Consider the following 22448-nt stretch of genomic DNA (forward strand, 5'->3'; position numbering starts at 1 on the left):
GCGAATGGTTTTCTATTCGCGGAAGGCGGCTTAGGTTCCGCACATGCAGCACGTCATCCAGCACGCCGCCCAGCAGTCCATCCAGCCGGTGGGCGACCAGCTCCGCCACTGGCGTTCGCGCCGTCGCCTCAGTCAGCTCGATCTCGCGATGGAGGCGGGAATCTCGCAACGGCATCTGAGCTTCGTCGAGAGCGGACGCTCCCGGCCGGGGCGCGACATGGTGCTGCTGCTCGCCGAGAGCCTGGAGCTGCCGCTGCGCGAGCGCAACCGGTTGCTGCTGGGCGCGGGGCACGCACCGCACTTCGCCGAGCATGGGCTGGAGGACGACGCCATGGCCGATGTGCGCGAGGCGATGATGATGATCCTCAAGGGGCATGAGCCGTTCCCCGCCCTGGTGGTCGATCGCGCCTGGAACCTGGTCGCGCATAACGATGCGCTGGCGCCGCTGCTGGTCGGGGTCGCGCCGTGGCTGCTCGCGCGGCCGTGCAATGTCCTCAAGCTCAGCCTGCATCGCGAGGGTTTGGGGCCGCGCATCGTCAATTATGGCGAGTGGCGCGCGCATATCCTGTCGCGGCTGCGGCATGAAGCAAAGGCGACGGGCGACGCAACCATCGAAGCCGTGCTGGCCGAGCTGGAGGCGATGCCCTCGCTCGAACAGCGCCGCCAGCCGCCGGTGGTGGCCGCCAGTCCCGTGGTCCCGCTCAAGTTGCGGACCGAGGCTGGCGAACTCTCCTTCATCTCGACCACCACCGTGTTCGGCACGCCGCAGAATGTGACGCTGTCTGAGCTGGCGATCGAGGCCTTCTATCCCGCCGACGCGGCAACGCGGGCCGCGCTGGGGCGCTGACACTTACGCGCGCCTCATGCGTTCTTCTCCGGTAAGGAGAAATGTGATGAACGAGATGATCGAGACCGGCCATCCGATGATCGCGTCGGATCGCGTGGAAGGAACATTGGTATTCAACCGCGCCGGCGAACGGCTCGGCAGGGTCGAGCGCTTCATGGTCGACAAGGTTTCGGGCCACGCTCAGTACGCCGTGATGTCGTTCGGCGGCCTGTTCGGGGTCGGCAACCGCCACTATCCGCTGCCCTGGAAGGCGCTCGACTATGAGCCGGAGAAGGGCGGCTATGTCGTCGATCTGACCAAGGACCAGATCGATGGCGCCCCGGGCTATGACGCGCAGGGTGAGGAGCCGAAATACGACCGCGCCTATCAGGAGCAGGTCTATACCTATTACGGCTTTCCCTACCTCTAGTCGGCCTTGGGCAGGCGCCAGCGCCCGGTCTCCATCCAGCGGAGCGCCGGCTTCAACGGCAGGATCCACACGATGCCGGTAAAGACGTAGAAGACCAGCTGAACCAATGCATGCCATTGGCCGACGATGGCGGAGAGGCTGGCGACGGCCACGCACCAGATCACGATCAGCGCGATGATCGCGAGTGCGCCGACGGGCTGGCGCCAGGACGGGCCGCTGCTCATGCCGCCACCGCGCCGAAATCCGCTGCTTCGGTGACGACGCCATGAAGCGGCATGTCCCATGGATCGGTCGCGAGCGACTCGACCTGCTGGATCGACCAGGCGATCCCGATCCGCCACGCATTGGGCAACCGCTCGAATACTCGGTCATAGTGGCCGGCGCCTTGCCCCAGTCGGTTGAGCGTGGCGTCGAAAGCAAGCAGGGGAGTCAGCACGATGTCGGGGTCCATTTCGGGAGCGTCGGTAGAGGGTTGGCGCAGCCCGAGCGGGCCGTCGATCAACGGTTGGTCGGGATCCCATGCGAAGAAGCGCACCGGCGATTCGCGGCTGGTGACGTGCGGTAGCACGATCGTGCAGCCGCGCTCACGGGCCGCGAAGGCGATTCCGCTTGGATCGGCCTCGCTGCCGATGGGGATGTAGCTGGAAGCGATCACGCCGGGCGCAAAGTGGGCAAGCAGGGCGGGGGGTGGTTCGATCACGCCGCCGATCGTCATCGCGAACTCGTCGCGCAACGCGCGCATGCGGGCGCGAAGGGTCTTCTTGTCGTCAGCCATTCCACGCTTCGCTATTCGCGAAGCGGTTACGGTGCCAGCACCGCTTCAGCATCGCTGACAAAAACTCGTGTGGCGGAACCACCATGGGCCGGTTGCCTGAATATCCTCTGACGCCAAGTACGTCAGGTGGGAACCATGTGCGACAGACCTGAATCTGCACAGGGACAGTCCCCATGGATGATGAATCGCCTCAGGGATAATCGCTAAAGCTCGTACCGGGCAGAACCGCCACCGGATGATTTAGGGATTTTCGCCGCGATCCTCAAGGGCTGCGGCAACCGCCTCGAGCCGGTCGGCAAGATTGTCGAGCAAGACCGGGGAGACGCCGCCCGGGGGATTACGCTCCGCCTCGTCGTACAGATCAGCCAGGATCAGTGCGAGAAACAACAAGGTGCGCTCGCCCGATAGCCCGCCCGACGCGGCGAGCGCGGTCTCGGCGTGCTGGTTGAGAATGGCCTCGAGCCGCTGAAGGTGAATTTCCTCGCCATCGCGGCAGGCGATGCTGTGGGCGCGTCCAGCGATCGTCAGGGTGATCTGGCCCATTATTCGGCGGCCTGCTGTTCGATCAGCGCGTCGAGCGCTTCGATCGCGTCCTCGACCTTCTCGCGCAGAATCGCATGGCGACGCTGGAGCGCGTCCGCATCGAACGCACGCTTTGCCGCCGCTGCCTCGATCCGCGCGAGTGCACGCTCGATCCTCCCGAGCGCAGGGGATTCCGCCTCCACCATAGTGGGTGGATAGGCACGGTTTATGGGTACCGCAACCCCTCGGTGTTGACCTCTGCGCCCGCTCGCCCCATTGGCACGCCACATTCGATTCGCCGGGTCAGGCGGGATGCGGGCCCGGCATCAGGGGACTCGCCGTGACCGTTTCGTTCAGTGATCGCGCCAACGCCATCCGCGCGCTCGCGATGGATGCCATTGAAGCCGCCAATTCGGGCCACCCCGGCATGCCGATGGGCATGGCCGATGTCGCGACCGTCTTGTTCAGCGATTATCTGAAGTACGATCCCACCGATCCAAAATGGGCCGATCGCGACCGGTTCGTGCTGTCGGCTGGCCATGGCTCGATGCTGATCTACGCGCTGCTCAACCTCACCGGCTATGCGCGCCCGACGATCGAGGACATCGCCAGCTTCCGGCAGGTCGGTAGCCCGTGCGCCGGCCACCCCGAGAATTTCGAGCTTCCGGGCATTGAATGCACGACCGGCCCGCTGGGCCAGGGTCTGGCGATGGCGGTGGGCATGGCGATCGCCGAGCGCCACTTGAATGCCGGCTTCGGCGACGATCTTGTCGATCACCGCACCTGGGTGGTCGCGGGCGATGGCTGCCTGATGGAAGGCATCAATCATGAGGCGATCGGCCTTGCCGGGCATCTCAAGCTCGGCCGGCTGATCGTGCTGTGGGACGACAACAAGATCACGATCGACGGCGCGGTCGAACTGTCGTCGAACGAGGATATCCCCGCACGCTACGTCGCGACCGGCTGGCATGTCGTTGAATGCGACGGACATGATCCGGCGAGCATCAAGGTTGCGTTCGACGCCGCGCTGGCAGACGAGCGTCCGACGCTGGTTCGCTGCCGGACCATCATCGGCAAGGGTGCGCCGAACAAGCAGGGCACCTCGGCCACGCACGGCGCTGCGCTGGGCGCCGAGGAAGTCGCCGCCGCGCGCGTGGAGCTGGGCTGGAACTACCCGCCCTTCGTCGTGCCTGACGAGATCCGCGCCGCCTGGCTCGACGCCGGCAAGCGCGGGGCGCCGCCTCACGCCGCGTGGAATGAGCGCCTTGCAAATCACTCGGATCGTACCGAATTCGAGCGTCGCATGGCCGGTGACCTCCCCAACGGTTTCGCGCTCGACACTTATATCGAGGGCCTGCTCGCCGATCCCAAGAAGGTCGCGACGCGCACCGCCAGCCAGATGGCGCTCGACGTCATCAATGCCGCGCTGCCCGAGACGATCGGTGGTTCGGCCGACCTCACGCCGTCGAACAACACGCTGACCAAGGGGTTGCAGGACTTCACCGCGGCGAACCGCGCGGGCCGCTATGTCCGCTACGGCATCCGCGAGTTCGGCATGGCCGCGGCGATGAACGGCATGGCGCTGCACGGCGGCGTGCTGCCCTATGGCGGCACCTTCCTGGTCTTCTCCGACTATGCCCGCCCGGCGATCCGCCTCTCGGCGCTGCAGAATGCGCGTGTCGTCTATGTGATGACGCACGATTCGATCGGCCTGGGCGAAGACGGCCCGACCCACCAGCCGGTCGAGCATGTCATGTCGCTGCGCCTGATCCCGAACCTTGAGGTGTGGCGCCCGTGCGACGTGGTCGAGACCGCCGAGGCCTGGGGCGCATCGGTCGCGCGCAAGGACGGGCCGTCGCTGCTCGCGCTGTCGCGCCAGAACCTGCCGCAGCTCAGCTCGGGCGGCGCCGCGAAGGGCGGCTACCGCCTCCAGGCGGCCGAGGCTGCACGCAAGGTCGTGCTGATCGCCACCGGTTCGGAAGTCGAGATCGCGGTCGCGGTTCGCGCCGAGCTGGAAGCGCAGGGCATCGGCGCCGATGTCGTTTCGCTGCCGTGCTGGTCGCGCTTCGACGCGCAGGATGCGGCCTATCACGCCAACCTGCTGCCCGAGGGCGTGCTGCGCGTCTCGATCGAGGCGGGCACGACGATCGGTTGGGAGCGCTATACAGGCATCCAGGGGCTGCGCTTCGGCATCGACCGCTTTGGCGCCTCGGGCCCCGGACCCAAGCTCTACGAACATTTCGGGCTGACCGCTGCCGCGATCACGCCCCAGATTCTTGCACGACTCTAAGGTCTTAGGAGACACTGATGACGAAAGTTGCGATCAACGGGTTCGGACGTATCGGCCGGCTGGTGGCGCGCGCCATTCTCGAGCGCCCCGAAAGCGGTCTTGAACTGGTGACGATCAACGACCTGGCCGACGCCAAGTCGAACGCCTGGCTGTTCAGCCGCGACAGCGTGCACGGCAAGTATCCGGGCACGGTCGAAGCGGACGGCGACGACATCGTCGTCGACGGCAAGCGCATTCGCGTGACCAAGGAGCGCGATCCCGCCAACCTGCCGCATGGCGAGCAGGGCATCGACCTGGTGCTGGAGTGCACCGGCTTCTTCACCGACCGTGAGAGCTGCCAAAAGCATATCGATGCCGGCGCCAAGAAGGTGCTGATCTCGGCGCCGGGTAAGAATGTCGACCTGACCGTCGTCTATGGCGTCAACCACGACAAGCTGACCGCTGACATGACGATCGTCTCGAACGCGTCGTGCACCACCAACTGCCTCGCGCCGGTAGCCAAGGTGCTCAACGACACGGTCGGCATCGAGCGTGGCCTGATGACCACGATCCACGCCTACACCAACGATCAGAAGATCCTCGACCAGATCCACCCGGACATGCGTCGTGCCCGCGCCGCGGCGATGAACATGATCCCGACCACCACCGGCGCCGCGCGCGCGGTTGGTGAGGTTCTGCCCGAGCTCAAGGGCAAGCTCGACGGTTCGTCGGTTCGCGTGCCGGTTCCCGATGGTTCGCTGATCGACCTGACCTTCACCCCGAAGCGCGACACCAGCGTCGAGGAAGTGAACGCGATCCTCAAGGCGGCGTCGGAAGCAGGCCCGCTCCAGGGCGTGCTGGTCTATTCGGACGAACCGCTGGTTTCGATCGACATCGTCCATACTCCGGCCTCGTCGACGATCGACAGCCTCGAGACCGCGGTGATCGACGGCAAGCTCGTTCGCGTCGTCAGCTGGTACGACAATGAATGGGGCTTCTCGAACCGCATGGTCGACACCGCTTCGACGATGGCGAAGCTGGGATAATGGGCCGGATCGCCGGCATCGCCCGCCACGCGTTCGCCAAGGCGCCGATCGAGACGATCGATCGCGCCGCGGTGACGCTGGAGGGCGGCATTGGCGGCGATTTCCGCGGCGGGGTTAAGGGCAAGCCCTACAAGCGCCAGGTCTCGCTGATCGAGGCCGGGGATTGGGCCGCGGCGATGGCCGAGGTGGGGGGCGACCTCCCCTGGGAACAGCGCCGCGCCAATCTGCTGGTCGAGGGACTCGACCTGCCGCAGGTCGCGGGCAAGCGACTGCGCATCGGTGCCGACGTGGTGCTCGAGGTGACGGTCGAGACCGAGCCGTGCGAGCGGATGAACGCGCTGGCCGACGGGTTGCGCGACGCGCTGACGCCCGACTGGCGCGGCGGCATATGTACGATGGTGATCGCCCCCGGCGAAATCGCGGTGGGCGACGAGATCAGGATCGAAGAATGAGCGAAGCGCAGAAGACTCGGGCTTTCAAGACGCTGGACGACATGGGCGACGTCACCGGCAAGCGCGTGCTGGTCCGTGAGGATCTGAACGTGCCGATGGCCGACGGCCATGTCACCGACGACACCCGCCTGCGCGCCGCCGTGCCGACGGTCAGCGAACTCGCGGACAAGGGCGCGATCGTCCTGGTCCTCGCCCATTTCGGTCGCCCCAAGGGCCCCTCGGCGGAGCTTTCGACGGCACAGCTGGTCCGCCCGTTCAGCCAGGTGCTCGGCCGCCCGGTCCGCTATATCGACTGGGAAGGCGATATCGAGTCGACCGCGACGCTCCAGCCCGGCGACATCGCGGTGCTTGAGAACACCCGCTTCTTCGGCGGCGAGGAGAAGAACGATCCGTCCGTGATCGACCGCTTCGCCGCGCTCGGCGACTTCTACGTCAATGACGCTTTCTCCGCCGCGCACCGCGCCCACGCCTCGACCGAGGGCCTTGCGCACCGGCTCCCCGCCTTTGCCGGTCGCCAGATGGAGGCCGAGCTCGATGCGCTCGACAAGGCGCTGGGCAAGCCCGAGCATCCGGTCGCCGCAGTCGTCGGCGGGGCCAAGGTTTCGACCAAGCTCGACGTGCTCAAGCATCTGGTCGGCCAGGTCGATCATTTGATCATCGGCGGCGGCATGGCAAACACCTTCCTCGCCGCGCGCGGCGTCAATGTCGGCAAGTCGCTGTGCGAGCATGATCTGACCGGTACCGCCGAGGAGATCTTCGATGCGGCAGAGAAGGCGAACTGCACGATCCATCTGCCCTATGACGTGGTGGTGTCGAAGGAATTCGCCGCCAACCCGCCGTCGCTGCGCACGGTCAACGTCCACGAGGTGGCCGAGGACGAGATGATCCTCGACGTCGGCCCGGCGGCGAGCGAGGCGTTGGCGGATGTGCTCAAGAACTGTCGCACCCTGGTGTGGAACGGTCCGCTTGGCGCGTTCGAGACCAAGCCGTTCGACACCGCTACCATGGCCCTTGCCCACACCGTCGCGGCGTTGACCAAGGAAGGGTCGCTCGTCTCGGTCGCGGGCGGCGGCGACACCGTCGCGGCGCTCAATCAGGCGGGCGTGTCGGGCGACATGACCTTCGTCTCGACCGCGGGCGGCGCGTTTCTTGAGTGGATGGAAGGCAAGGCGCTACCGGGAGTCGCGGCGCTGACGCGATAGCGTCAGGCCCGTTCGCGCAGCAGCGGCACGAGAAGCCGGTTGAGATCGTCGAGATCGAACGCGGCGGCCTTCGCATAGCGGAGCACACCGTCGCGGCCGATCACGAAGTTGGTCGGCACCGCGCCGCCGATCGGTCCATAGGGGCCACGGATCGAGCGCGCCGAGGGCATCTGCATCGCCGCGAACAGCGGCTTGAGTTTGTAGAGCGGCAGCGATCCTTCGGTGGTGATTGCAAAGACGCTCAACCCCGCGTCCCTCTGCAGACCATAATAGCGGTCGAGCAAGGGTAGCTCGCGCTTGCACGGCACGCACCAGGTCGCCCAGAAATTGAGGACGACGACGCGACCGCGCAGCTCGGTGAGTGTGACCTGGCTGTTGTCGATCATCTTCAGTGTGAATTCGGGCGCCACTTCGCCCACCTTGGGTTGCTTGGGCGGCGCCATCGCCCCGGCCAGCAGCCCCGCGAAGGGCAGGGCGGCCAGTTGGCTGACCATCGCGCGCCGATCGACCATTCTCGTTTCCCCCTGCGGCAAGGGTGGCGGCAGCCCGGCGACACGTCAAGCAGGGCGTTTGCGGGCCTGACTACCGTTGTCAGGCTTTTCAGCCGCGTGCCGCACTGCAATAGGCCGGGTTGCTACAAACGACTCAACGAAGTCGCGGCACGAAAAAAGCCGAAAGCTGGAGACTAGCCACAATGAATTTCACCGGGATGACCGCGAAGATCGCGGAAGGAAACGGTTTTATCGCCGCGCTCGACCAGAGCGGCGGTTCGACGCCCAAAGCGCTCAAGGGATATGGCATCGAGGAAGACGCCTATTCGGGCGACGAGGAGATGTTCGGCCTGATCCACGCGATGCGCAGCCGCATCATCACCGCGCCCAGCTTCAACGGCGACAAGGTGATCGGCGCGATCCTGTTCGAGCGCACGATGGACGGCCAGGTCGACGGCAAGCCGACCCCTCAGGCACTGGTCGAGCGCGGCGTCGTGCCCTTCATCAAGATCGACAAGGGGCTCGAGGCTGAGGAAAACGGCGTTCAGCTGATGAAGTCGATGCCTGAGCTCGACGCGCTGCTCGCCCGCGCCAAGGCGCTGGGCGTGTTCGGCACCAAGGAGCGTTCGGTCGTCAACCTCGCCAATGCCGAGGGCATCGCCGCGATCGTCGCGCAGCAGTTCGAAGTGGGCCGTCAGGTGCTCGCCGCCGGGCTGATGCCGATCCTTGAGCCCGAGGTGAACATCAAGTCGCCCGAGCGGGCGCAGGCCGACGCGATCCTGCGTGACGAGATTCTCAAGGCGCTCGACGCGATGACCGGCGACGACAAGGTGATGCTCAAGCTGTCGATCCCCGCCGAGCCCGGTTTGTTCGACGCGCTGGTCGATCATCCGCGCGTGCTACGCGTCGTTGCGCTGTCGGGTGGGTTCAAGCGCCCGGAGGCGTGCGCGGAGCTGGCCAAGAACCGCGGCATGATCGCGAGCTTCAGCCGCGCGCTGCTCGAGGATCTGCGCCACGGCATGACCGATGCGGAGTTCGACGCATCGCTCGGCGGCGCGATCGATGAGATCCATGCGGCGTCCACTGCCAAGGTCGCCGTCGCGGCCTGACGCTGTGATAAACCCGCGCGACGCCTGGCGTCGCGCGGGTGGCCGTACGGCCCGGTGATCAGCGCGTCAGCGTCATCTGCGCGTTTTCGAACGGCAGGCCTTGATCGTCGACCGGCCGCCGCCCGGTTTCGACGAAACCCAGCGACCGGTAGAAGGCACAAGCACCCGAGTTGGCGGTGTACACCTCCAACTGGAGCTGTGCCCTGGACTCGATCGCGTGTTTGATCAGCGTGCGCCCGATGCCGGCGCCCTGATGGTTCGGTGAGACGAACAGGCCCCCGATGAAATCGCCCATCAGGCTGATAAAGCCCGCCTGCTCGCCGCGACGGACCGCAACCAGCGTCTCCGCTTGCGGCAGGTAGATCGTCTCGATCAGCGTGCGCTGCTCGCGCAGACGCGCTTCGCCGATGAAGGGATGGGCGATCCGCGATGCGTCGAACCAGATGGCCGACAGGGCTTCCATGTCCGCGGCGCGATAGCCGCGGATCGTCAGATCCGAATATGTCATGTTGATTTCCTGAAAACAGAATATGCGCAGACACGGCGCCGGGAGGCACCGTGCAATCGCCGCTTCAATGCGGCCGGATTTTCAGCTTCTGCGCATCAATCTCCTGTTCGAGGAGCAGGGCAAGTGGCCGGATTTGCTGTGAAAATCAAGCCTAGCGCCGTCACGGCTCAGAATCCACCGTGAAAGGTGAAGGCGAAGCGGTAGTCGCGCGGCTTGATCGCCAGGTCGGTCCGCTTGTCCGGCGTTACCGAAACCAGCGTCAGTCCGCCGTCCGCCACTTGCATGGGCTCACCCATCGTCAGGTCGATTTCGCGCTGCCACGCGCCGCCCGTTACCTTGACACGCAGCACGACGCGGCCTGCCCACACGCAGCGCGCGTTGATCGGGCAGCGGCTGTCCTCGATCACCTTGATCGGGGTGACGTGCGGGCCGTCGACAAACACGGTCTGGCCAAGCCGGGCCGGACCCGAGGGCGGCTGGGGATTGGCCGCGGTCGCGGTGCAGCCCGCAAGGGCGATGGAAGCGAAGACGGCGAGGGCGATCTTGGATGACATGACAACCGGCTAGCCACCACTGGCTGACGCGCGCATGAATGGGTCGCCATCGGGTGGAAAAGGGGGGCGACATGGCGGGGATCGCATTGGCGGATCGGCGGATATGGGCGTTCGTGATCGGGGTGATCGCGGTGACGATCGGGGTGGTGCTGCATCTTCCGATGTTCTGGATGGGCCGCGACATGGGCTTCCATATGGCCGGGATGCCGATGGACGACGGCATGATCGCGGGGATGTGGCTGATCGTCGCCGGGATCGGTGTCGCCGCCTATGGTCTGCTCCCGCGCAACCTCGCCGCACAGAAGGCCGCATCGGACGCCCTGATCGTCGCGGCGCCGGAGGATGCGCCGCTATCTGCCGCGCATTGGCGGCTGATGCTGGTGCTGGTCGTCGCGCTGGTGATCGACATCATGAAGCCGGCGAGCCTCGGCTTCACCATTCCCGGGATGATCCGTGAATATGGCGTGCCGCGCCAGACGGTGTCGCTGGTGCCCTTCTTCGCGCTGTGCGGCACGGTGGTGGGTTCGTTTCTGTGGGGCTGGGTTGCCGACATCTATGGGCGGAAGGCGTCGATCCTGCTTTCCGCCGTGATGTTCGTCGGCACGTCGATCTGCGGGGCGATGCCGTCGCTCCACTGGAATATCGGCATGTGCTTCCTGATGGGCGCGGCGGCCGGCGGGATGCTCCCGGTCACCTATGCCCTGCTCGCCGAGATGATGCCGAGCCGCCATCGCGGCTGGAGTCTGGTCCTGGTCGGCGGGCTTGGCGCGGTCGGTGGCTATGCCGCGGCCAGCCTGATCGCCACTTGGCTCGAGCCAATCTACAGCTGGCGCATCCTGTGGCTCGCCAATCTGCCGAGCGGGCTGATGCTCGTCCTGCTCGGCGGCCTGATCCCCGAATCCGCCAAATTCCTGATGGCGCGCGGCCGTACCGCCGAGGCGCAGCGGGTGATGGTCGCGTTCGGATCGGCGGTTCGCAAGGTCGCGCCGGTCCAGGTTGCCGCCATCGCGCGCGGCACCGCCATGCCGCTCACCGGCCGGGCCTTCGCCGGCAAGCTCGCCGCGCTGAGCCTGCTCGCGATCTGCTGGGGGCTGGTCAATTTCGGGCTGCTGCTGTGGCTGCCGGTCGAACTGGTCGCGCGCGGCTACAGCATGAAGGTGTCGAGCGGGCTGCTCGCCGCCTCGTCCCTGATCGCATTGCCTACCGTGTTCCTCGTCGCGTGGATCTATCATGCCTGGAGTACGAAATACTCGCTGATGGTCGCGATCGGCGTGACGCTGGCCGGACTGGCCGGCGTGCTGTGGCTCGACCGCTCGGGTGGGGGCAGCCCGGTACTGCCCGTCGCGCTGCTGATCGTCGGGAGCAACGGCATCATCGCGATGCTCTTGCCCTATGCCGCCGAGAGCTTTCCGCTGCGCATCCGTGGCCGCGCGACCGGCTGGATCGCCGCGTGCAGCAAGCTTGGCGGGGTGCTGGCGCAGATCCTCAGCATCGTGGCGATGATACCTGCGCTCGGCACCTCGGCCTGGGTGATCGCACTGCCTACCGCGCTCGCGCTCCTGCTGGTCTGGCGCTACGGTAAGGAGACGCGGGGCCGCGACCTGCGCGATCTCGATCCCGGCGGGCACACATTCGATAAATCAGGCTATTAGCGTGGTTTCTTCGCTTCTGATTTCAGCATCGGGAGCACCGTGTCGAGCGGCAGCGCATTGGCGGTACCGCGATGCCCCACGACGGTCTCGGCCTTGAACAACGAATTGAGCACCGCTTCCTCGGTCGCCTCGATCGTCGCCTGGAACAGGGGAGACATGCGGTCATTCGGTAGGTCCGCGACATTGGCGGCCGCGCCGCGCCGCGCCGGAGTCCGTCGCACCGCCTCATGCGTCGAGAAGGCGATGGCATAGTCGCCCGACCCGTTGGAGAAGCTCGACCCCGTCCGCGCGATCCCGGCAAAGGCGCGCTCGGCGACGCGGCGCAGATTGCGGTCCGACAGCGGCGCGTCGGTCGCGATCACGATCACCACGGACCCGTCGGCCTTTCTCGCCTCGACCTGCTCGCGATAGTCGTAATGAGCAAGCTTGGTGCCCATCGGCGTGCCGGCGATGGTGAGTACTCCGCCATAATTGGACTGGACCAGTACGCCCACGGTCCATCCGCCGAGCGAGTCCGGCAGCTTGCGTGACGAGGTGCCGATCCCGGCCTTGTAGCCGAACGCGATCGTGCCGGTGCCGGCACCGACCGCGCCTTCGGCGACCGGTCCGTCCTTGGCGGTTTCGATCGCGCGGCGCGCATCGGCGATGGTTACCCGGCGCGCGCGGATATCGTTGAGCTCGCCGTCATTGGTCTCGCCCACCACGGCGTTGACCGACCGGACATTCTCGTTCCCCGGCTGTGCCAGCGTCCATTCGATCACCCCGCCCGCGGCTTCGGCGACGCTCAGCGTATTGGTCAGCAGGATCGGCGTTTCGACCTCGCCCAGTTCGGCGACTTGCGTGGATCCCATGAACTTGCCGAACGCGTTATAGGCGACGAACCCGGCCGGCACCTTGTCCTGGAACAGGTTGCCGCCATGCGCCAGCACCGCCGTGACGCCGGTATTCACCTCCCGGCTGCGCGGCAGCGTCACCTGACCCACCTTCACGCCCGCGACGTCGGTGATCGCGTTGAGCGGCCCCGGCTGGAGGATGCCGACGCTTACCCCCGCCTCGCGCGCCCGTGGCCGTGCACTCTCCTGCGCCATCGCCGAGGTTTCGGACAGCAACAACAGGATGGCAAGGGCAACACGCATGGGTTCGGTCTCCGGGGAAGATTCGCGGCGCATCCTGCCGGTTCGCGCTCATCGCGCAAGTGCTCTCGCGTCCTGCGCGTGAGTGGTTATAAGGCGCGGATGACCGATTTCACCGACGACGAACTGGCGCTCGATCCTCAATTCGCGGAGCGCTTCCAGCATGACGGCAAACGCCCGCCCTGCCAGCTTTACCTGGTTTCCCCACTCGACGTATCGGGCGCCTTTTCCGGTCGCCTGGCGCGCGCGCTCGACGCCGGGCCGGTCGCGGCCTTCCAGTTTCGCGTCAAGGATGTCGACCAGCATGAGGCGGCGCGCCTTGCCGAACCGCTGCTGCGCGTTTGTTCGGACCGTGAGGTCGCATTCATCGTCAACGACAGCGTCAGCCTCGCCAAGCGCCTCGGCGCCGACGGTGTGCATCTGGGGCAGGGGGATGGCGACCCGCGCGAGGCGCGCGCAATCCTCGGCCCCTCGGCGCAGATCGGCGTGACCTGTCATGACAGTCGCCACCTCGCGATGGAAGCGGGGGAAGCCGGCGCCGACTATGTCGCGTTCGGCGCCTTCCACCCCACCACGACCAAGGACACCAGTCACCGCCCGGATCCCTCGATCCTGTCGTGGTGGACCACGGTGTTCGAGATTCCGTGCGTCGCGATTGGCGGGATCACCCCGGACAATGCGGCGCCCTTGGTTGCCGCCGGTGCCGACTTCCTCGCGGTGTCGGGCGCGGTGTGGAATGGCGACGAAGCCGATGCGGTCCGGCGCTTTACGGAGTTGCTTGCCCGATAGTCAGGAGGCCAGATGCTCGATCGTATCTTCACCGTCGTCGCCGGCCGCATCGCCGCGGTCACGGGCCAACCGATCGCTTTCATCGTCGCGGTGCTGCTGATCCTGGTGTGGGGGCTTACCGGTCCGCTATTCGATTACTCCGACACCTGGCAGCTGATCGTGAACACCTCGACGACCATCGTCACGTTCCTGATGGTGTTCCTGATCCAGAATTCGCAGAACCGCGATGCAGCGGCGATGCAGGCCAAGCTCGATGAGTTGATCCGCGCGCTCGAGGGCGCCCGTATCGAGTTCATCGGCATCGAGCATCGCAGCGATACCGAGATCGAGAAGATCCGCGCTGAGATCGAGGCGGAGTGCCGACATGGCGACGATGGGCACCCGATCGCCGCGATCGAACGGCTGCGCGATCGCTATTGACGGGAAACCCGCGGCGCGTTTCGTCGTTATCCCATTGAAAACCATGTGGAGAGCGTGCGTGAATCGGGCGGTTGCGGTGATGATCGGTGTTGTGGCGCTGGGGGCGGCGGCTGCGGTCGCGCAGAACCAGGTCCAGCCGGCGGCACCCGCGAGTCCGTCCGCCGCTCCGGCGCTCAGCCGCGATATCCTGCACGTTCAGGTGATCCTCGATCAGCTCGGCTTCTCGCCCGGCATCCTCGACGGGCGGGAGGGGCAGTCGCTCACCGCGGCGCTCCAGGGGTTCCAGATCTCGCGCCAGCTGCCCGTCACGGGAAAGGCGGATGCGCGCACGCTTGAGGCATTGTACCCGCACCGCGCGATCCGCCCGACCCGCACGCTTCGCCTCACCGCCGACTCGCTCGCCGGCCCTTTCGTCCGGCCCTGGCCGAAGGACCCGCAGGCGCAGGCGAAGCTCAGGGCGCTGGGTTATCGTTCGGCGATCGAGAAGCTGGCGGAGATGTTCCACACCACGCCGCAGGTGCTGATCGAACTCAACAGCCCCGATACTCAGCTGGCGCCGGGTGTGCCGGTTCAGGTGCCCAACGCGATCCCCGTTTCTCGCGACTATCCCGCCGACCTGAAGCCCGAATGGCGCAAGACGCTGAACGACCTCAACGTCAGCGCGGTCCAGCCCAAGGCCGGGCGGATCGTGGTCGACAAGTCGGACAAGGTGCTGCGCGTGTTCGACAAGCAGGGCAAGCTTGCCGCCCAGTTCAGCGTCAGCACCGGCAGTACCCGCGACCCGCTACCGATCGGCAGCTGGAAGGTCCTGAGCATCGCGACTAACCCGGAATTTCACTATAACCCCAAGCTGTTCTGGGATGTTTCCGACAAGAAACCTCAAGTCCTTCTTCCGCCAGGACCCAACAGTCCTGTCGGGGTGGTGTGGATCGACCTCTCCAAGCCGCATTACGGCATCCACGGCACGCCCGAGCCCCATCTGATCGGTCGGACCCAGAGCCATGGCTGCGTTCGCCTCACCAACTGGGACGCCGCGCGGCTCGCGCTGATGGTTGAGCCGGGGACGGTGGTGATTTTCCAGGAATGAATGTCCCCCGGATCGTCGGTTGGTCGCTGCTCGCCTGCCTTGCCGGGGCGATTGGCTTCCTCGCCGCAACGGTCCGCGTGATCGAGCCACGGCACGAGCGATCGCCCCTGCCCGACGCCGACGCTCCGGTGCTGATCGTCCCGGTCGAGGGGGTGGGCATGGCCCGGATCCGCAGCAGTTGGGGCGATGCGCGGGGAGGCGGTCGGCGCGGGCATCAGGGTCTTGACGTCATGGCGCCATCGGGAGCGCCGGTGATCGCCGCCGCGGACGGCCGGGTCGAGAAGCTCTATTTCTCGAAAGGCGGGGGTGGCATCGCGCTCTACCAGCGTTCGGACAATGGGCGCTGGATGTTCTACTACGCTCATCTACGCGGCTATGCGCCCGGCATCGCCGAGGGGCGATCGGTCCGCGCGGGCGAGACGCTCGCCTATGTCGGCGACACCGGCAACGCCGGGGCGGGCAACTTCCACCTCCATTTCGGGGTCGCGCGGATGACGCCGGGCGAGGGGTGGTGGCAGGGAACGCCGGTCGATCCCTATCCGCTGCTTGCGGGCGAGCCGTCTCCCCGCTAAGGCGCGCGCCTGTTCTTTCTCAGCACTGGTAGGTTCGATCCCATGAAGATCAGCGGCGTGGACATCCGTCCCGGCAACATCATCGAATATGAAGGCGGCATCTGGCGCGCGGTCAAGATCCAGCACACGCAGCCCGGCAAGGGCGGCGCGTATATGCAGGTCGAGATGAAGAACCTGCGCGACGGCCGCAAGAACAACGTCCGCTTCCGTTCGGCCGAGACGGTCGAGCGCGTTCGCCTCGACACCAAGGACTTCCAGTTCCTGTTCGCCGAGGGCGATGGCCTCGTCTTCATGGACAAGGTCACCTACGACCAGACCACGCTCCCGCGCGACCTGCTGGGCGACGCCGCTGCGTTCCTTCAGGACGGCATGGACGTCGTCATGGAACTCTATGACGACGAAGCCATCAGCGTTCAGCTGCCCGACACGATCGAGGCGCTGATCGTCGAGGCAGACGCCGTGGTGAAGGGGCAGACCGCCTCGTCGAGCTACAAGCCCGCGATCCTCGAAAATGGCGTGCGCGTCATGGTTCCGCCGCACATCGGCGCGGGCACCCGTATCGTCGTCGACGTGTACGAGCAGACCTACGTCCGCCGCGCGGACTAAGGCATATGCCGACGATCATCAGCGATGCGCGCAGCTTCCGCGCCGACCGCGCCTGGGGGGCGCGCGACATCGCCGAGATCGAAGGGGCGAGCGTCCGCCTGCATTGGACGGACCAGCCCTATCAATGGCATGTGAATGACGGCGCGGAAGTGTTCCTCGTTCTCGATGGTATCGTGGAGATGCGATACCGGGTGGCGGGTGAGGAGCACAGCGCATTGTTGAACAGCGGCGAAATCTTCGCCGCCGATGTCGGCGACGAACATGTCGCGCATCCCCGGGGCGAGGCCCGTATCCTCGTGATTGAACGTAAAGGCTCCGTCTGATGGTTTCGCATTCCGGCCTCATCACCGTTATCGAGCGCGCCGCGCGCAAGGCGGGTCCGCGGCTGCGGCGCGACTTCAACGAGGTCCAGCACCTCCAAGTCAGCCGCAAAGGACCGGCCGACTTCGTGTCGATCGCCGACAAGCGCGCCGAGGACACGCTGATCGAGGAGCTGCAGAAGGCGCGGCCCGACTGGGGTTTCCTGGTCGAGGAACGCGGCGTGATCGAGGGCGATCCGAACAAGCCGCGCTGGATCATCGATCCGCTCGACGGCACCAGCAACTTCCTCCACGGCATCCCGCATTTCTGCATGTCGATCGCGGTCGAGGATCCGTTCGGCGCGCAGGGCAAGCCGGAGATCACGCACGGCTATGTCTATCAGCCGGTCACCGATGAAAGCTTCTGGGCGGAAAAGGGCCGGGGCGCCTGGCTTCAGGGCCAGCGGCTTCGCGTTTCGGCGCGCAAGGATCTGGCGGATTCGCTGATCGGCACCGGCATTCCGTTCATGGGCCATGGCAATTTTGCCGAGTGGAGCCGCATCTTCGGCGCGGTCGCGCCTGAGGTGGCCGGTATCCGTCGCTTCGGCTCGGCGGCGCTTGACCTCGCTTGGGTTGCCGCGGGCCGGTTTGACGGCTTCTGGGAAAGCCAGCTCAAACCGTGGGACATCGCTGCGGGCCTCCTGCTCGTCAAGGAAGCGGGCGGCTTCGTCACCGACTATCGCGGCCAGGACGCGACGCTGGACAAGGGGCAAGTGCTCGCCGCCAATGACCAGCTCCACTCGAAGCTGCACAAGCTGCTGGCGAATTCGCTGCGCTGACGCCGGCTCCAGCCAGCTTCAGGGTTTGAGCGCATCCTTCAGAAACGCGACAACCTTCGGCCAGGCATCACCTCTGGCGGCGGCATTGGCGGCCGGTGTGCCGCCGCCGCGCGGATCTTCGCGCGGGGTGGCCGATCCACCGCCCAGATCGTGTCCGGCTTCGGGATAGATCAGGGCTTCGGTCTTGAGGCCCGCCTTAGTGCGCGCGGTGACCATGTTTCGGGCCATTCGGCCTGAGTTCCATAGCCGGTCCTGGTCGCCCGCGATCAGGATTAGTCTGCCGCGATAGCGCTCGACCGGGATGCGCGCCGCCGCCTCGCGGTCGGGATGGTCGGCGCGGCCATTCTCGTGAATCGCACGCAGATCGGCCTTGGTGGGGTTCAGCAGCCCTTCGGTGAAGCCGCGATAAGGCATGAAGGGCAGGGGCTTGCCATCGACCGCGAAGGACGATCGCGTACCCTCCGCCTCGATCGTCTCGAGTCCCCAGCCTTCCCACACCAGGTCCGACGGCGCGAATGCCGCGACCGCGTCGATCCACGGATAGCGGCTCGCAGCAATCAGCGCGAACTCAGCCCCCTTGGACCCCCCGAACAGCCCGAACCGCTCGATATCCACGCCCGGCATCTTCGCGAGCGCATTCCGCAGTGTCGCGAGCTGGTCGATCCGGATATCGACGAAGCTGCCCGCCAGATCGGAATATTGCGGCGGCGGCATCGTCGGTCCCCAATTGGGGGAGTAATAGGGGAAACTTACCGCCGCATAGCCGAGCCGTGCCAGCATTGGCCCGAACCTTTTGCCCGCGCCGTCACCGCCCTCGGCGCCGGGCAGGATGACCAGGACGGGGCGGCGTTCCACGCCGGGCAGGCTGTACAGCTTCGCGCGCGGGAAGCCCGCGATCGCGGATTCGGTCACCGCGGGCGCGGCCGGCTGCGTGGCGGGCGGGGCCGGGCGCTCCTGCGCCGGACTCTGAGCGGCCAGCATCGCCGCCGCGATCGTCAGGAACATCGATTTTCCTCCCCCTGGAAATCCGTGCCGAGAACTGTATTAGCTAGCTAATACGCATTCACGTGGTCGGTGTCCAGTGATGGACAATTTCCAGGGGGCGAAGTCCGCTTACTCAGCAGCGTAGACGCGGGTGCGGAACTCGCCGACCAAGTCAGACCAGATGCTGAGATTGTCCGCGAACAGCTCACGCGGCATCCCGCCGGGTTCGATATTCACGTCCATCTCGATCGCCGCATCGCCGTCCTTGTCGATATAGGCACGGCCGAAACGCTTGTCCCGGTTCCAGTCATTCACCCGCTTCAGGTCCATCTTCGGCTTCTGGAACCCGGCATAGAATTGCACGCTCTGGCAATTCTTGCCCTTGTCGCAATTGTAGAAATAGACGCCAAAGGTGCTGCCCGATGCACCGCTGGTGATCACCGGGTCCTCGCCTTCCTTCTTCGGGTCCACCTTCGCCTGATAGCCTTCCTTGCGCAGCAGCTCGGCGACCGCCTCGGGGTCGCGGGCGTTTATGATCTGGGCAGAGGCGGGAAGGGCGGCGGCGGTTGTCGCGGCAGCCAGCGCTGCAATCCGAAGCCAGTTCATTCTAGTCCCCCAAATTTGATTCGTACTGCCTATTCATAGCGACAGATCAGGGGCGCGCGCCAACTCCTTAGTTGCGAGTGATTCTCAAGGGTTTCCGCCTTGAAGCCCCCCATCCATCGGCCTAAAGCGGCCCGAAGATTCCGCAACCGCGAGAGCCGTCTTGGTCGATCTGACGCAATATCTGCCGATCCTCTTGTTCCTGGGGGTCGCCTTGGTGCTTTCGAGTGCCTTCGTGTTCCTGCCGATGATCGCGGCGCGCTTCACGGGGGCGCATCAGCCGACCCCGGAAAAGCTCACCGAATATGAGTGCGGGTTCCCCGCGTTCGAGGATTCTCGCAGCCAGTTCGATGTGCGCTTCTATCTGGTGGCGATCCTTTTCATCATCTTCGATCTTGAAGCGGCGTTCCTCTACCCCTGGGCGGTCAGCGTGTTCGACCTCGGCTGGGCGGCGTGGATCTCCATGATGATCTTCATCGGCGAACTGGCGCTCGGCCTCGCTTATGCGTGGAAGGTCGGGGCGCTGGATTGGGAATGACCAACGTGAACCAGACTTCCTCCATCCTCATGCCGCCTGCGGGCGGCTCCGTGGTCCAGCCCGATCAGGGCTTCTTCACCGACCTCAACGGCGAGCTCAACGACAAGGGTTTCCTCGTCACCTCGACCGAGGAGCTGTTCCAGTGGGCGCGCACCGGCTCGCTCTGGTGGATGACCTTCGGCCTCGCCTGCTGTGCGGTCGAGATGATCCATGTGAACATGCCGCGCTACGACATGGAGCGCTTCGGTGCCGCCCCGCGCGCCTCGCCGCGCCAGTCGGACGTGATGATCGTCGCGGGCACGCTCTGCAACAAGATGGCCCCGGCGCTGCGCCGCGTCTATGATCAGATGTCGGAGCCGAAATACGTCATCTCGATGGGCAGCTGCGCCAATGGCGGTGGCTATTACCACTATAGCTACAGCGTCGTGCGCGGCTGCGACCGCATCGTGCCGGTCGACATCTACGTCCCTGGTTGTCCGCCGACCGCTGAAGCGCTGCTCTATGGCGTGATGCAGCTTCAGCGGAAAATCCGCCGTTCGGGCACGGTGACCCGGTGAGGGCGCCTGCTCCGAAATACGCCGCCAATGACGGCGTGATCGCGGCTGCGCAGGCGGCGCTCGGCGACAAGCTGGTCGAGGCGACCGACCTGGTCGGTGAGGTCAACCTGACCGTGAAGCGCGACTCGCTGGTCGATGCGATGATCGCGCTGCGTGACACCGCTGGCCTCGAATATCAGGCGCTGATGGAAATCGCGGGCGTGGACTATCCCGCCCGGTCCGAGCGCTTTGACGTCTGCTACATGCTGCTCAGCTACACGCGGAACCACCGCATCCGCGTCCGCGTGACGACGGATGAGGTTCAGCCGGTGCCGTCGGTGACGGGCATCTGGCCGGTCGCCGGCTGGCTCGAGCGTGAAGTCTACGACATGTACGGCGTGCTGTTCGAGGGCAATGAGGATCTGCGCCGCATTCTCACCGATTACGGCTTCCGCGGTCATCCGCAGCGCAAGGACTTCCCGCTCTCCGGCTTTGTCGAGCTGCGCTACTCGGAAGAGGCGAAGCGGGTCGTGTACGAGCCGGTCCAGCTCGCTCAGGATTTCCGCAACTTCGATTTCATGAGCCCGTGGGAAGGCGCGCAATACGTCCTCCCGGGCGACGAGAAGGCTCCGCCAGCACCTCCGGCCGCCGCGCCGCCGCCGCCCGCGCCCGCCAAGGTGTCCGAGGCCAAGCCCGTCGCCGCGGTGCCCGAGGCAAAGGGCGCACCGACGCCGCTCACCGCTGATCAGATCGTCAAGGCCGATGATGCCGCCAAGCCGGTCAAGGCGCGCGTGCGTAAGCCCAAGACCAGTGACGGCCCGAAGGATACCGGCATCGGCAAGTCATCGCCCGATGCGGGTCCCAAGCCCGCCGATCCGGATGTTGTGAAGAAGCCCCGCAAGGCCGCCGCGAAGCCCAAGGCTCCGCGCGCGAAGAAGGGGGAGGGTGAGGCGTAATGTCCCAGTATCTCGACGAAATCGCGGGGATCACCGACGACGCCGATCCGACTGTCGGCGATACCATGATCGCCAACTACACGATCAACTTCGGCCCGCAGCACCCTGCGGCGCACGGCGTGCTCCGCCTCGTCACCGAGCTGGACGGCGAGATTATCGAGCGGCTCGATCCGCATGTCGGTCTGCTCCATCGCGGCACCGAAAAGCTGATCGAGTACAAGACCTATACCCAGGCGCTCCCATACATGGACCGCCTCGACTATTGCTCGCCGCTGGCGATGGAGCACAGCTTCGTGCTGGCGGTCGAGAAGTTGCTCGACCTCGAAGTGCCGGTCCGTGCTCAATATCTGCGCGTGTTCTTCGCCGAGCTGACTCGCATCTGCAATCATATGCTCAACCTGGGTGCGCATGTGATGGACGTCGGCGCGATGACGCCGAACCTGTGGATGTTCGAGCTGCGCGAGGATTGCCTCAACTTCTTCGAGCGCATGTCAGGTGCGCGCATGCACCATAATTACCTGCGCCCCGGTGGTGTCCATCAGGACGTGCCGCTGAAGCTGCTCACCGACATCGGTGACTGGCTCGACACCCGCCTGCCGAAGCTGTTCGGCGACGCGGTCAGCCTGGTCGCGGAAAACCGCATCTTCAAGCAGCGCAACGTCGATATCGCCATCGTCAGCCGCGAAGACGCGATCAAATGGGGCTTTTCCGGCCCGATGATCCGCGGCGCCGGCCTGCCCTGGGATCTGCGCAAGTCGCAGCCCTATGACGTGTACGACCGCATGGAGTTCGACATCCCTGTCGGCACACGCGGCGACTGCTACGACCGCTTCATGGTCCGTGTCGAGGAAGTCTATCAGTCCGCACGCATCATGCGTCAGTGCCTGAACGAGATGCCGACCGGCCCGATCGCCTCGCTCGACCGCAAGGTGGTGCCGCCCAAGCGCGCCGAGATGAAGCAGTCGATGGAAGCGCTGATCCATCACTTCAAGCTCTATACGGAGGGCTTCCACGTCCCCGCGGGCGAAGTCTATGTCGCGACCGAAAGCCCCAAGGGCGAGTTCGGTATCTACATGGTCAGCGACGGCAGCAACAAGCCGTACCGCTGCAAGATCCGCCCGACCGCGTTCAGCCACCTTCAGGCGATGGACTTCATGTCGCGCGGCCACATGCTCGCGGACATCACCGTGATTCTCGGCGCGATGGATATCGTGTTCGGGGAGTGCGACCGGTGAGCACCCGCATCGCCA

Annotated in this window: 29 protein-coding genes; 19 read left to right on the forward strand and 10 right to left on the reverse strand. The window is 65.7% G+C overall.

Features of this window, described 5'->3' with window-relative positions; translation table 11 throughout:
- The first annotated feature begins 43 nt into the window (after nucleotides 1-43).
- Together AC07M1_RS07660 and AC07M1_RS07665 are read left to right on the forward strand one after the other, a co-directional pair.
- Nucleotides 44-847, forward strand: coding sequence for a helix-turn-helix domain-containing protein (locus AC07M1_RS07660; protein ID WP_495161954.1), 804 nt, complete (start codon nucleotides 44-46; stop codon nucleotides 845-847).
- A gap of 46 nt (nucleotides 848-893) precedes the next feature.
- Nucleotides 894-1256, forward strand: a complete 363-nt coding sequence (locus AC07M1_RS07665; RefSeq protein WP_495161955.1) for a PRC-barrel domain-containing protein — start codon at nucleotides 894-896, stop codon at nucleotides 1254-1256.
- Here the strand turns inward: AC07M1_RS07665 and AC07M1_RS07670 are convergent.
- The 4 genes from AC07M1_RS07670 to AC07M1_RS07685 all read right to left on the reverse strand — a co-directional run bounded on the left by AC07M1_RS07670 (nucleotide 1253) and on the right by AC07M1_RS07685 (nucleotide 2759).
- Entirely contained in the window at nucleotides 1253-1480 is a 228-nt protein-coding gene (locus tag AC07M1_RS07670) for a DUF2842 domain-containing protein (protein ID WP_495161956.1), read from the reverse strand. The two genes, AC07M1_RS07665 and AC07M1_RS07670, sit on opposite strands and share 4 nt — an antisense overlap.
- Entirely contained in the window at nucleotides 1477-2031 is a 555-nt protein-coding gene (locus tag AC07M1_RS07675; protein ID WP_495161957.1) for a 5-formyltetrahydrofolate cyclo-ligase, read from the reverse strand. The genes AC07M1_RS07670 and AC07M1_RS07675 overlap by 4 nt, the downstream gene beginning before the upstream one ends.
- Nucleotides 2032-2271: 240 nt before the next feature.
- The gene (locus tag AC07M1_RS07680) at nucleotides 2272-2574 is read right to left on the reverse strand and encodes a cell division protein ZapA (protein ID WP_495161958.1); all 303 of its coding nucleotides are present in this window, start codon (nucleotides 2572-2574) and stop codon (nucleotides 2272-2274) included.
- Nucleotides 2574-2759 (reverse strand): hypothetical protein, encoded by a 186-nt coding sequence (locus AC07M1_RS07685; RefSeq protein WP_495161959.1) that lies wholly within the window; start codon nucleotides 2757-2759, stop codon nucleotides 2574-2576. Before AC07M1_RS07685 ends, AC07M1_RS07680 begins: the two co-directional genes overlap by 1 nt.
- Before the next feature lie 134 nt (nucleotides 2760-2893).
- Here AC07M1_RS07685 and tkt point away from each other — a divergent pair, with 134 nt between their 5' ends.
- Genes tkt through AC07M1_RS07705 form a run of 4 tightly spaced genes read left to right on the forward strand, consistent with a single transcriptional unit; the run spans nucleotide 2894 to nucleotide 7522 of the window.
- Nucleotides 2894-4843, forward strand: coding sequence for a transketolase (gene tkt, locus AC07M1_RS07690; RefSeq protein ID WP_495161960.1), 1950 nt, complete (start codon nucleotides 2894-2896; stop codon nucleotides 4841-4843).
- Nucleotides 4844-4857: 14 nt separating this feature from the next.
- A complete protein-coding gene (gene gap / locus AC07M1_RS07695; protein WP_495162830.1) occupies nucleotides 4858-5868 on the forward strand; it encodes a type I glyceraldehyde-3-phosphate dehydrogenase in 1011 nt (336 codons plus the stop codon).
- Nucleotides 5868-6320: an MOSC domain-containing protein gene (locus AC07M1_RS07700; protein ID WP_495161961.1), complete on the forward strand. Its 453-nt coding sequence runs from the start codon at nucleotides 5868-5870 to the stop codon at nucleotides 6318-6320. Before gap ends, AC07M1_RS07700 begins: the two co-directional genes overlap by 1 nt.
- Nucleotides 6317-7522 carry a phosphoglycerate kinase gene (locus tag AC07M1_RS07705; protein ID WP_495161962.1) on the forward strand — a complete coding sequence of 402 codons (1206 nt, stop codon included), beginning with the start codon at nucleotides 6317-6319 and terminating at the stop codon, nucleotides 7520-7522. The genes AC07M1_RS07700 and AC07M1_RS07705 overlap by 4 nt, the downstream gene beginning before the upstream one ends.
- Nucleotides 7523-7524: 2 nt before the next feature.
- Here the strand turns inward: AC07M1_RS07705 and AC07M1_RS07710 are convergent, their stop codons facing one another.
- Complete coding sequence (locus AC07M1_RS07710) at nucleotides 7525-8034, reverse strand: TlpA family protein disulfide reductase (protein ID WP_495161963.1); 510 nt, start codon at nucleotides 8032-8034, stop codon at nucleotides 7525-7527.
- 182 nt (nucleotides 8035-8216) lie between these two features.
- Between AC07M1_RS07710 and AC07M1_RS07715 the strand changes: the two genes are divergently transcribed.
- Nucleotides 8217-9122, forward strand: a complete 906-nt coding sequence (locus AC07M1_RS07715; RefSeq protein ID WP_495161964.1) for a fructose bisphosphate aldolase — start codon at nucleotides 8217-8219, stop codon at nucleotides 9120-9122.
- A 58-nt stretch (nucleotides 9123-9180) separates the two neighbouring features.
- On the opposite strand, the gene AC07M1_RS07720 is transcribed toward AC07M1_RS07715, so the two are convergent.
- The gene (locus AC07M1_RS07720) at nucleotides 9181-9630 is read right to left on the reverse strand and encodes a GNAT family N-acetyltransferase (RefSeq protein ID WP_495161965.1); all 450 of its coding nucleotides are present in this window, start codon (nucleotides 9628-9630) and stop codon (nucleotides 9181-9183) included.
- A 167-nt stretch (nucleotides 9631-9797) separates the two neighbouring features.
- Complete coding sequence (locus AC07M1_RS07725) at nucleotides 9798-10184, reverse strand: hypothetical protein (protein ID WP_495161966.1); 387 nt, start codon at nucleotides 10182-10184, stop codon at nucleotides 9798-9800.
- Nucleotides 10185-10255: 71 nt separating this feature from the next.
- Here AC07M1_RS07725 and AC07M1_RS07730 point away from each other — a divergent pair, with 71 nt between their 5' ends.
- A complete protein-coding gene (locus AC07M1_RS07730) occupies nucleotides 10256-11836 on the forward strand; it encodes an MFS transporter (RefSeq protein ID WP_495161967.1) in 1581 nt (526 codons plus the stop codon).
- Here the strand turns inward: AC07M1_RS07730 and AC07M1_RS07735 are convergent.
- The gene (locus AC07M1_RS07735; RefSeq protein WP_495161968.1) at nucleotides 11833-12972 is read right to left on the reverse strand and encodes a DmpA family aminopeptidase; all 1140 of its coding nucleotides are present in this window, start codon (nucleotides 12970-12972) and stop codon (nucleotides 11833-11835) included. The two genes, AC07M1_RS07730 and AC07M1_RS07735, sit on opposite strands and share 4 nt — an antisense overlap.
- Before the next feature lie 99 nt (nucleotides 12973-13071).
- Here AC07M1_RS07735 and thiE point away from each other — a divergent pair, with 99 nt between their 5' ends.
- From thiE to AC07M1_RS07770, 7 genes are all read left to right on the forward strand, one after another.
- Nucleotides 13072-13758 (forward strand): thiamine phosphate synthase, encoded by a 687-nt coding sequence (thiE, locus tag AC07M1_RS07740; RefSeq protein ID WP_495161969.1) that lies wholly within the window; start codon nucleotides 13072-13074, stop codon nucleotides 13756-13758.
- Between the two features lie 12 nt (nucleotides 13759-13770).
- Complete coding sequence (locus AC07M1_RS07745; RefSeq protein WP_495161970.1) at nucleotides 13771-14178, forward strand: low affinity iron permease family protein; 408 nt, start codon at nucleotides 13771-13773, stop codon at nucleotides 14176-14178.
- 79 nt (nucleotides 14179-14257) lie between these two features.
- On the forward strand, nucleotides 14258-15265 hold the full coding sequence (locus tag AC07M1_RS07750) for a L,D-transpeptidase family protein (RefSeq protein ID WP_495162831.1): 1008 nt from the start codon (nucleotides 14258-14260) through the stop codon (nucleotides 15263-15265).
- Entirely contained in the window at nucleotides 15262-15837 is a 576-nt protein-coding gene (locus AC07M1_RS07755) for a M23 family metallopeptidase (RefSeq protein ID WP_495161971.1), read from the forward strand. The genes AC07M1_RS07750 and AC07M1_RS07755 overlap by 4 nt, the downstream gene beginning before the upstream one ends.
- A 42-nt stretch (nucleotides 15838-15879) precedes the next feature.
- Nucleotides 15880-16443: an elongation factor P gene (gene efp, locus AC07M1_RS07760; RefSeq protein WP_495161972.1), complete on the forward strand. Its 564-nt coding sequence runs from the start codon at nucleotides 15880-15882 to the stop codon at nucleotides 16441-16443.
- 5 nt (nucleotides 16444-16448) lie between these two features.
- Nucleotides 16449-16766, forward strand: coding sequence for a cupin domain-containing protein (locus AC07M1_RS07765; protein WP_495161973.1), 318 nt, complete (start codon nucleotides 16449-16451; stop codon nucleotides 16764-16766).
- Nucleotides 16766-17581 (forward strand): inositol monophosphatase family protein, encoded by an 816-nt coding sequence (locus AC07M1_RS07770; RefSeq protein ID WP_495161974.1) that lies wholly within the window; start codon nucleotides 16766-16768, stop codon nucleotides 17579-17581. Before AC07M1_RS07765 ends, AC07M1_RS07770 begins: the two co-directional genes overlap by 1 nt.
- An 18-nt stretch (nucleotides 17582-17599) precedes the next feature.
- On the opposite strand, the gene AC07M1_RS07775 is transcribed toward AC07M1_RS07770, so the two are convergent.
- On the reverse strand, nucleotides 17600-18586 hold the full coding sequence (locus AC07M1_RS07775) for a dienelactone hydrolase family protein (RefSeq protein WP_495161975.1): 987 nt from the start codon (nucleotides 18584-18586) through the stop codon (nucleotides 17600-17602).
- 108 nt (nucleotides 18587-18694) lie between these two features.
- Nucleotides 18695-19171, reverse strand: a complete 477-nt coding sequence (locus tag AC07M1_RS07780) for a YbjN domain-containing protein (protein ID WP_495161976.1) — start codon at nucleotides 19169-19171, stop codon at nucleotides 18695-18697.
- A 160-nt stretch (nucleotides 19172-19331) separates the two neighbouring features.
- Here AC07M1_RS07780 and ndhC point away from each other — a divergent pair, with 160 nt between their 5' ends.
- From ndhC to AC07M1_RS07800, 4 genes are read left to right on the forward strand one after another with little or no spacing between them, the layout of a single operon-like run.
- A complete protein-coding gene (gene ndhC / locus AC07M1_RS07785) occupies nucleotides 19332-19706 on the forward strand; it encodes an NADH-quinone oxidoreductase subunit A (RefSeq protein ID WP_066576035.1) in 375 nt (124 codons plus the stop codon).
- A complete protein-coding gene (locus AC07M1_RS07790; protein WP_495161977.1) occupies nucleotides 19703-20263 on the forward strand; it encodes a NuoB/complex I 20 kDa subunit family protein in 561 nt (186 codons plus the stop codon). The genes ndhC and AC07M1_RS07790 overlap by 4 nt, the downstream gene beginning before the upstream one ends.
- Nucleotides 20260-21198, forward strand: coding sequence for an NADH-quinone oxidoreductase subunit C (locus AC07M1_RS07795; RefSeq protein ID WP_495161978.1), 939 nt, complete (start codon nucleotides 20260-20262; stop codon nucleotides 21196-21198). The genes AC07M1_RS07790 and AC07M1_RS07795 overlap by 4 nt, the downstream gene beginning before the upstream one ends.
- Nucleotides 21198-22433, forward strand: coding sequence for an NADH-quinone oxidoreductase subunit D (locus AC07M1_RS07800; protein ID WP_495161979.1), 1236 nt, complete (start codon nucleotides 21198-21200; stop codon nucleotides 22431-22433). Before AC07M1_RS07795 ends, AC07M1_RS07800 begins: the two co-directional genes overlap by 1 nt.
- Nucleotides 22434-22448 lie beyond the last annotated feature (15 nt).

It is taken from the genome of Sphingomonas sp. GW821-FHT10C01, from assembly GCF_059415525.1.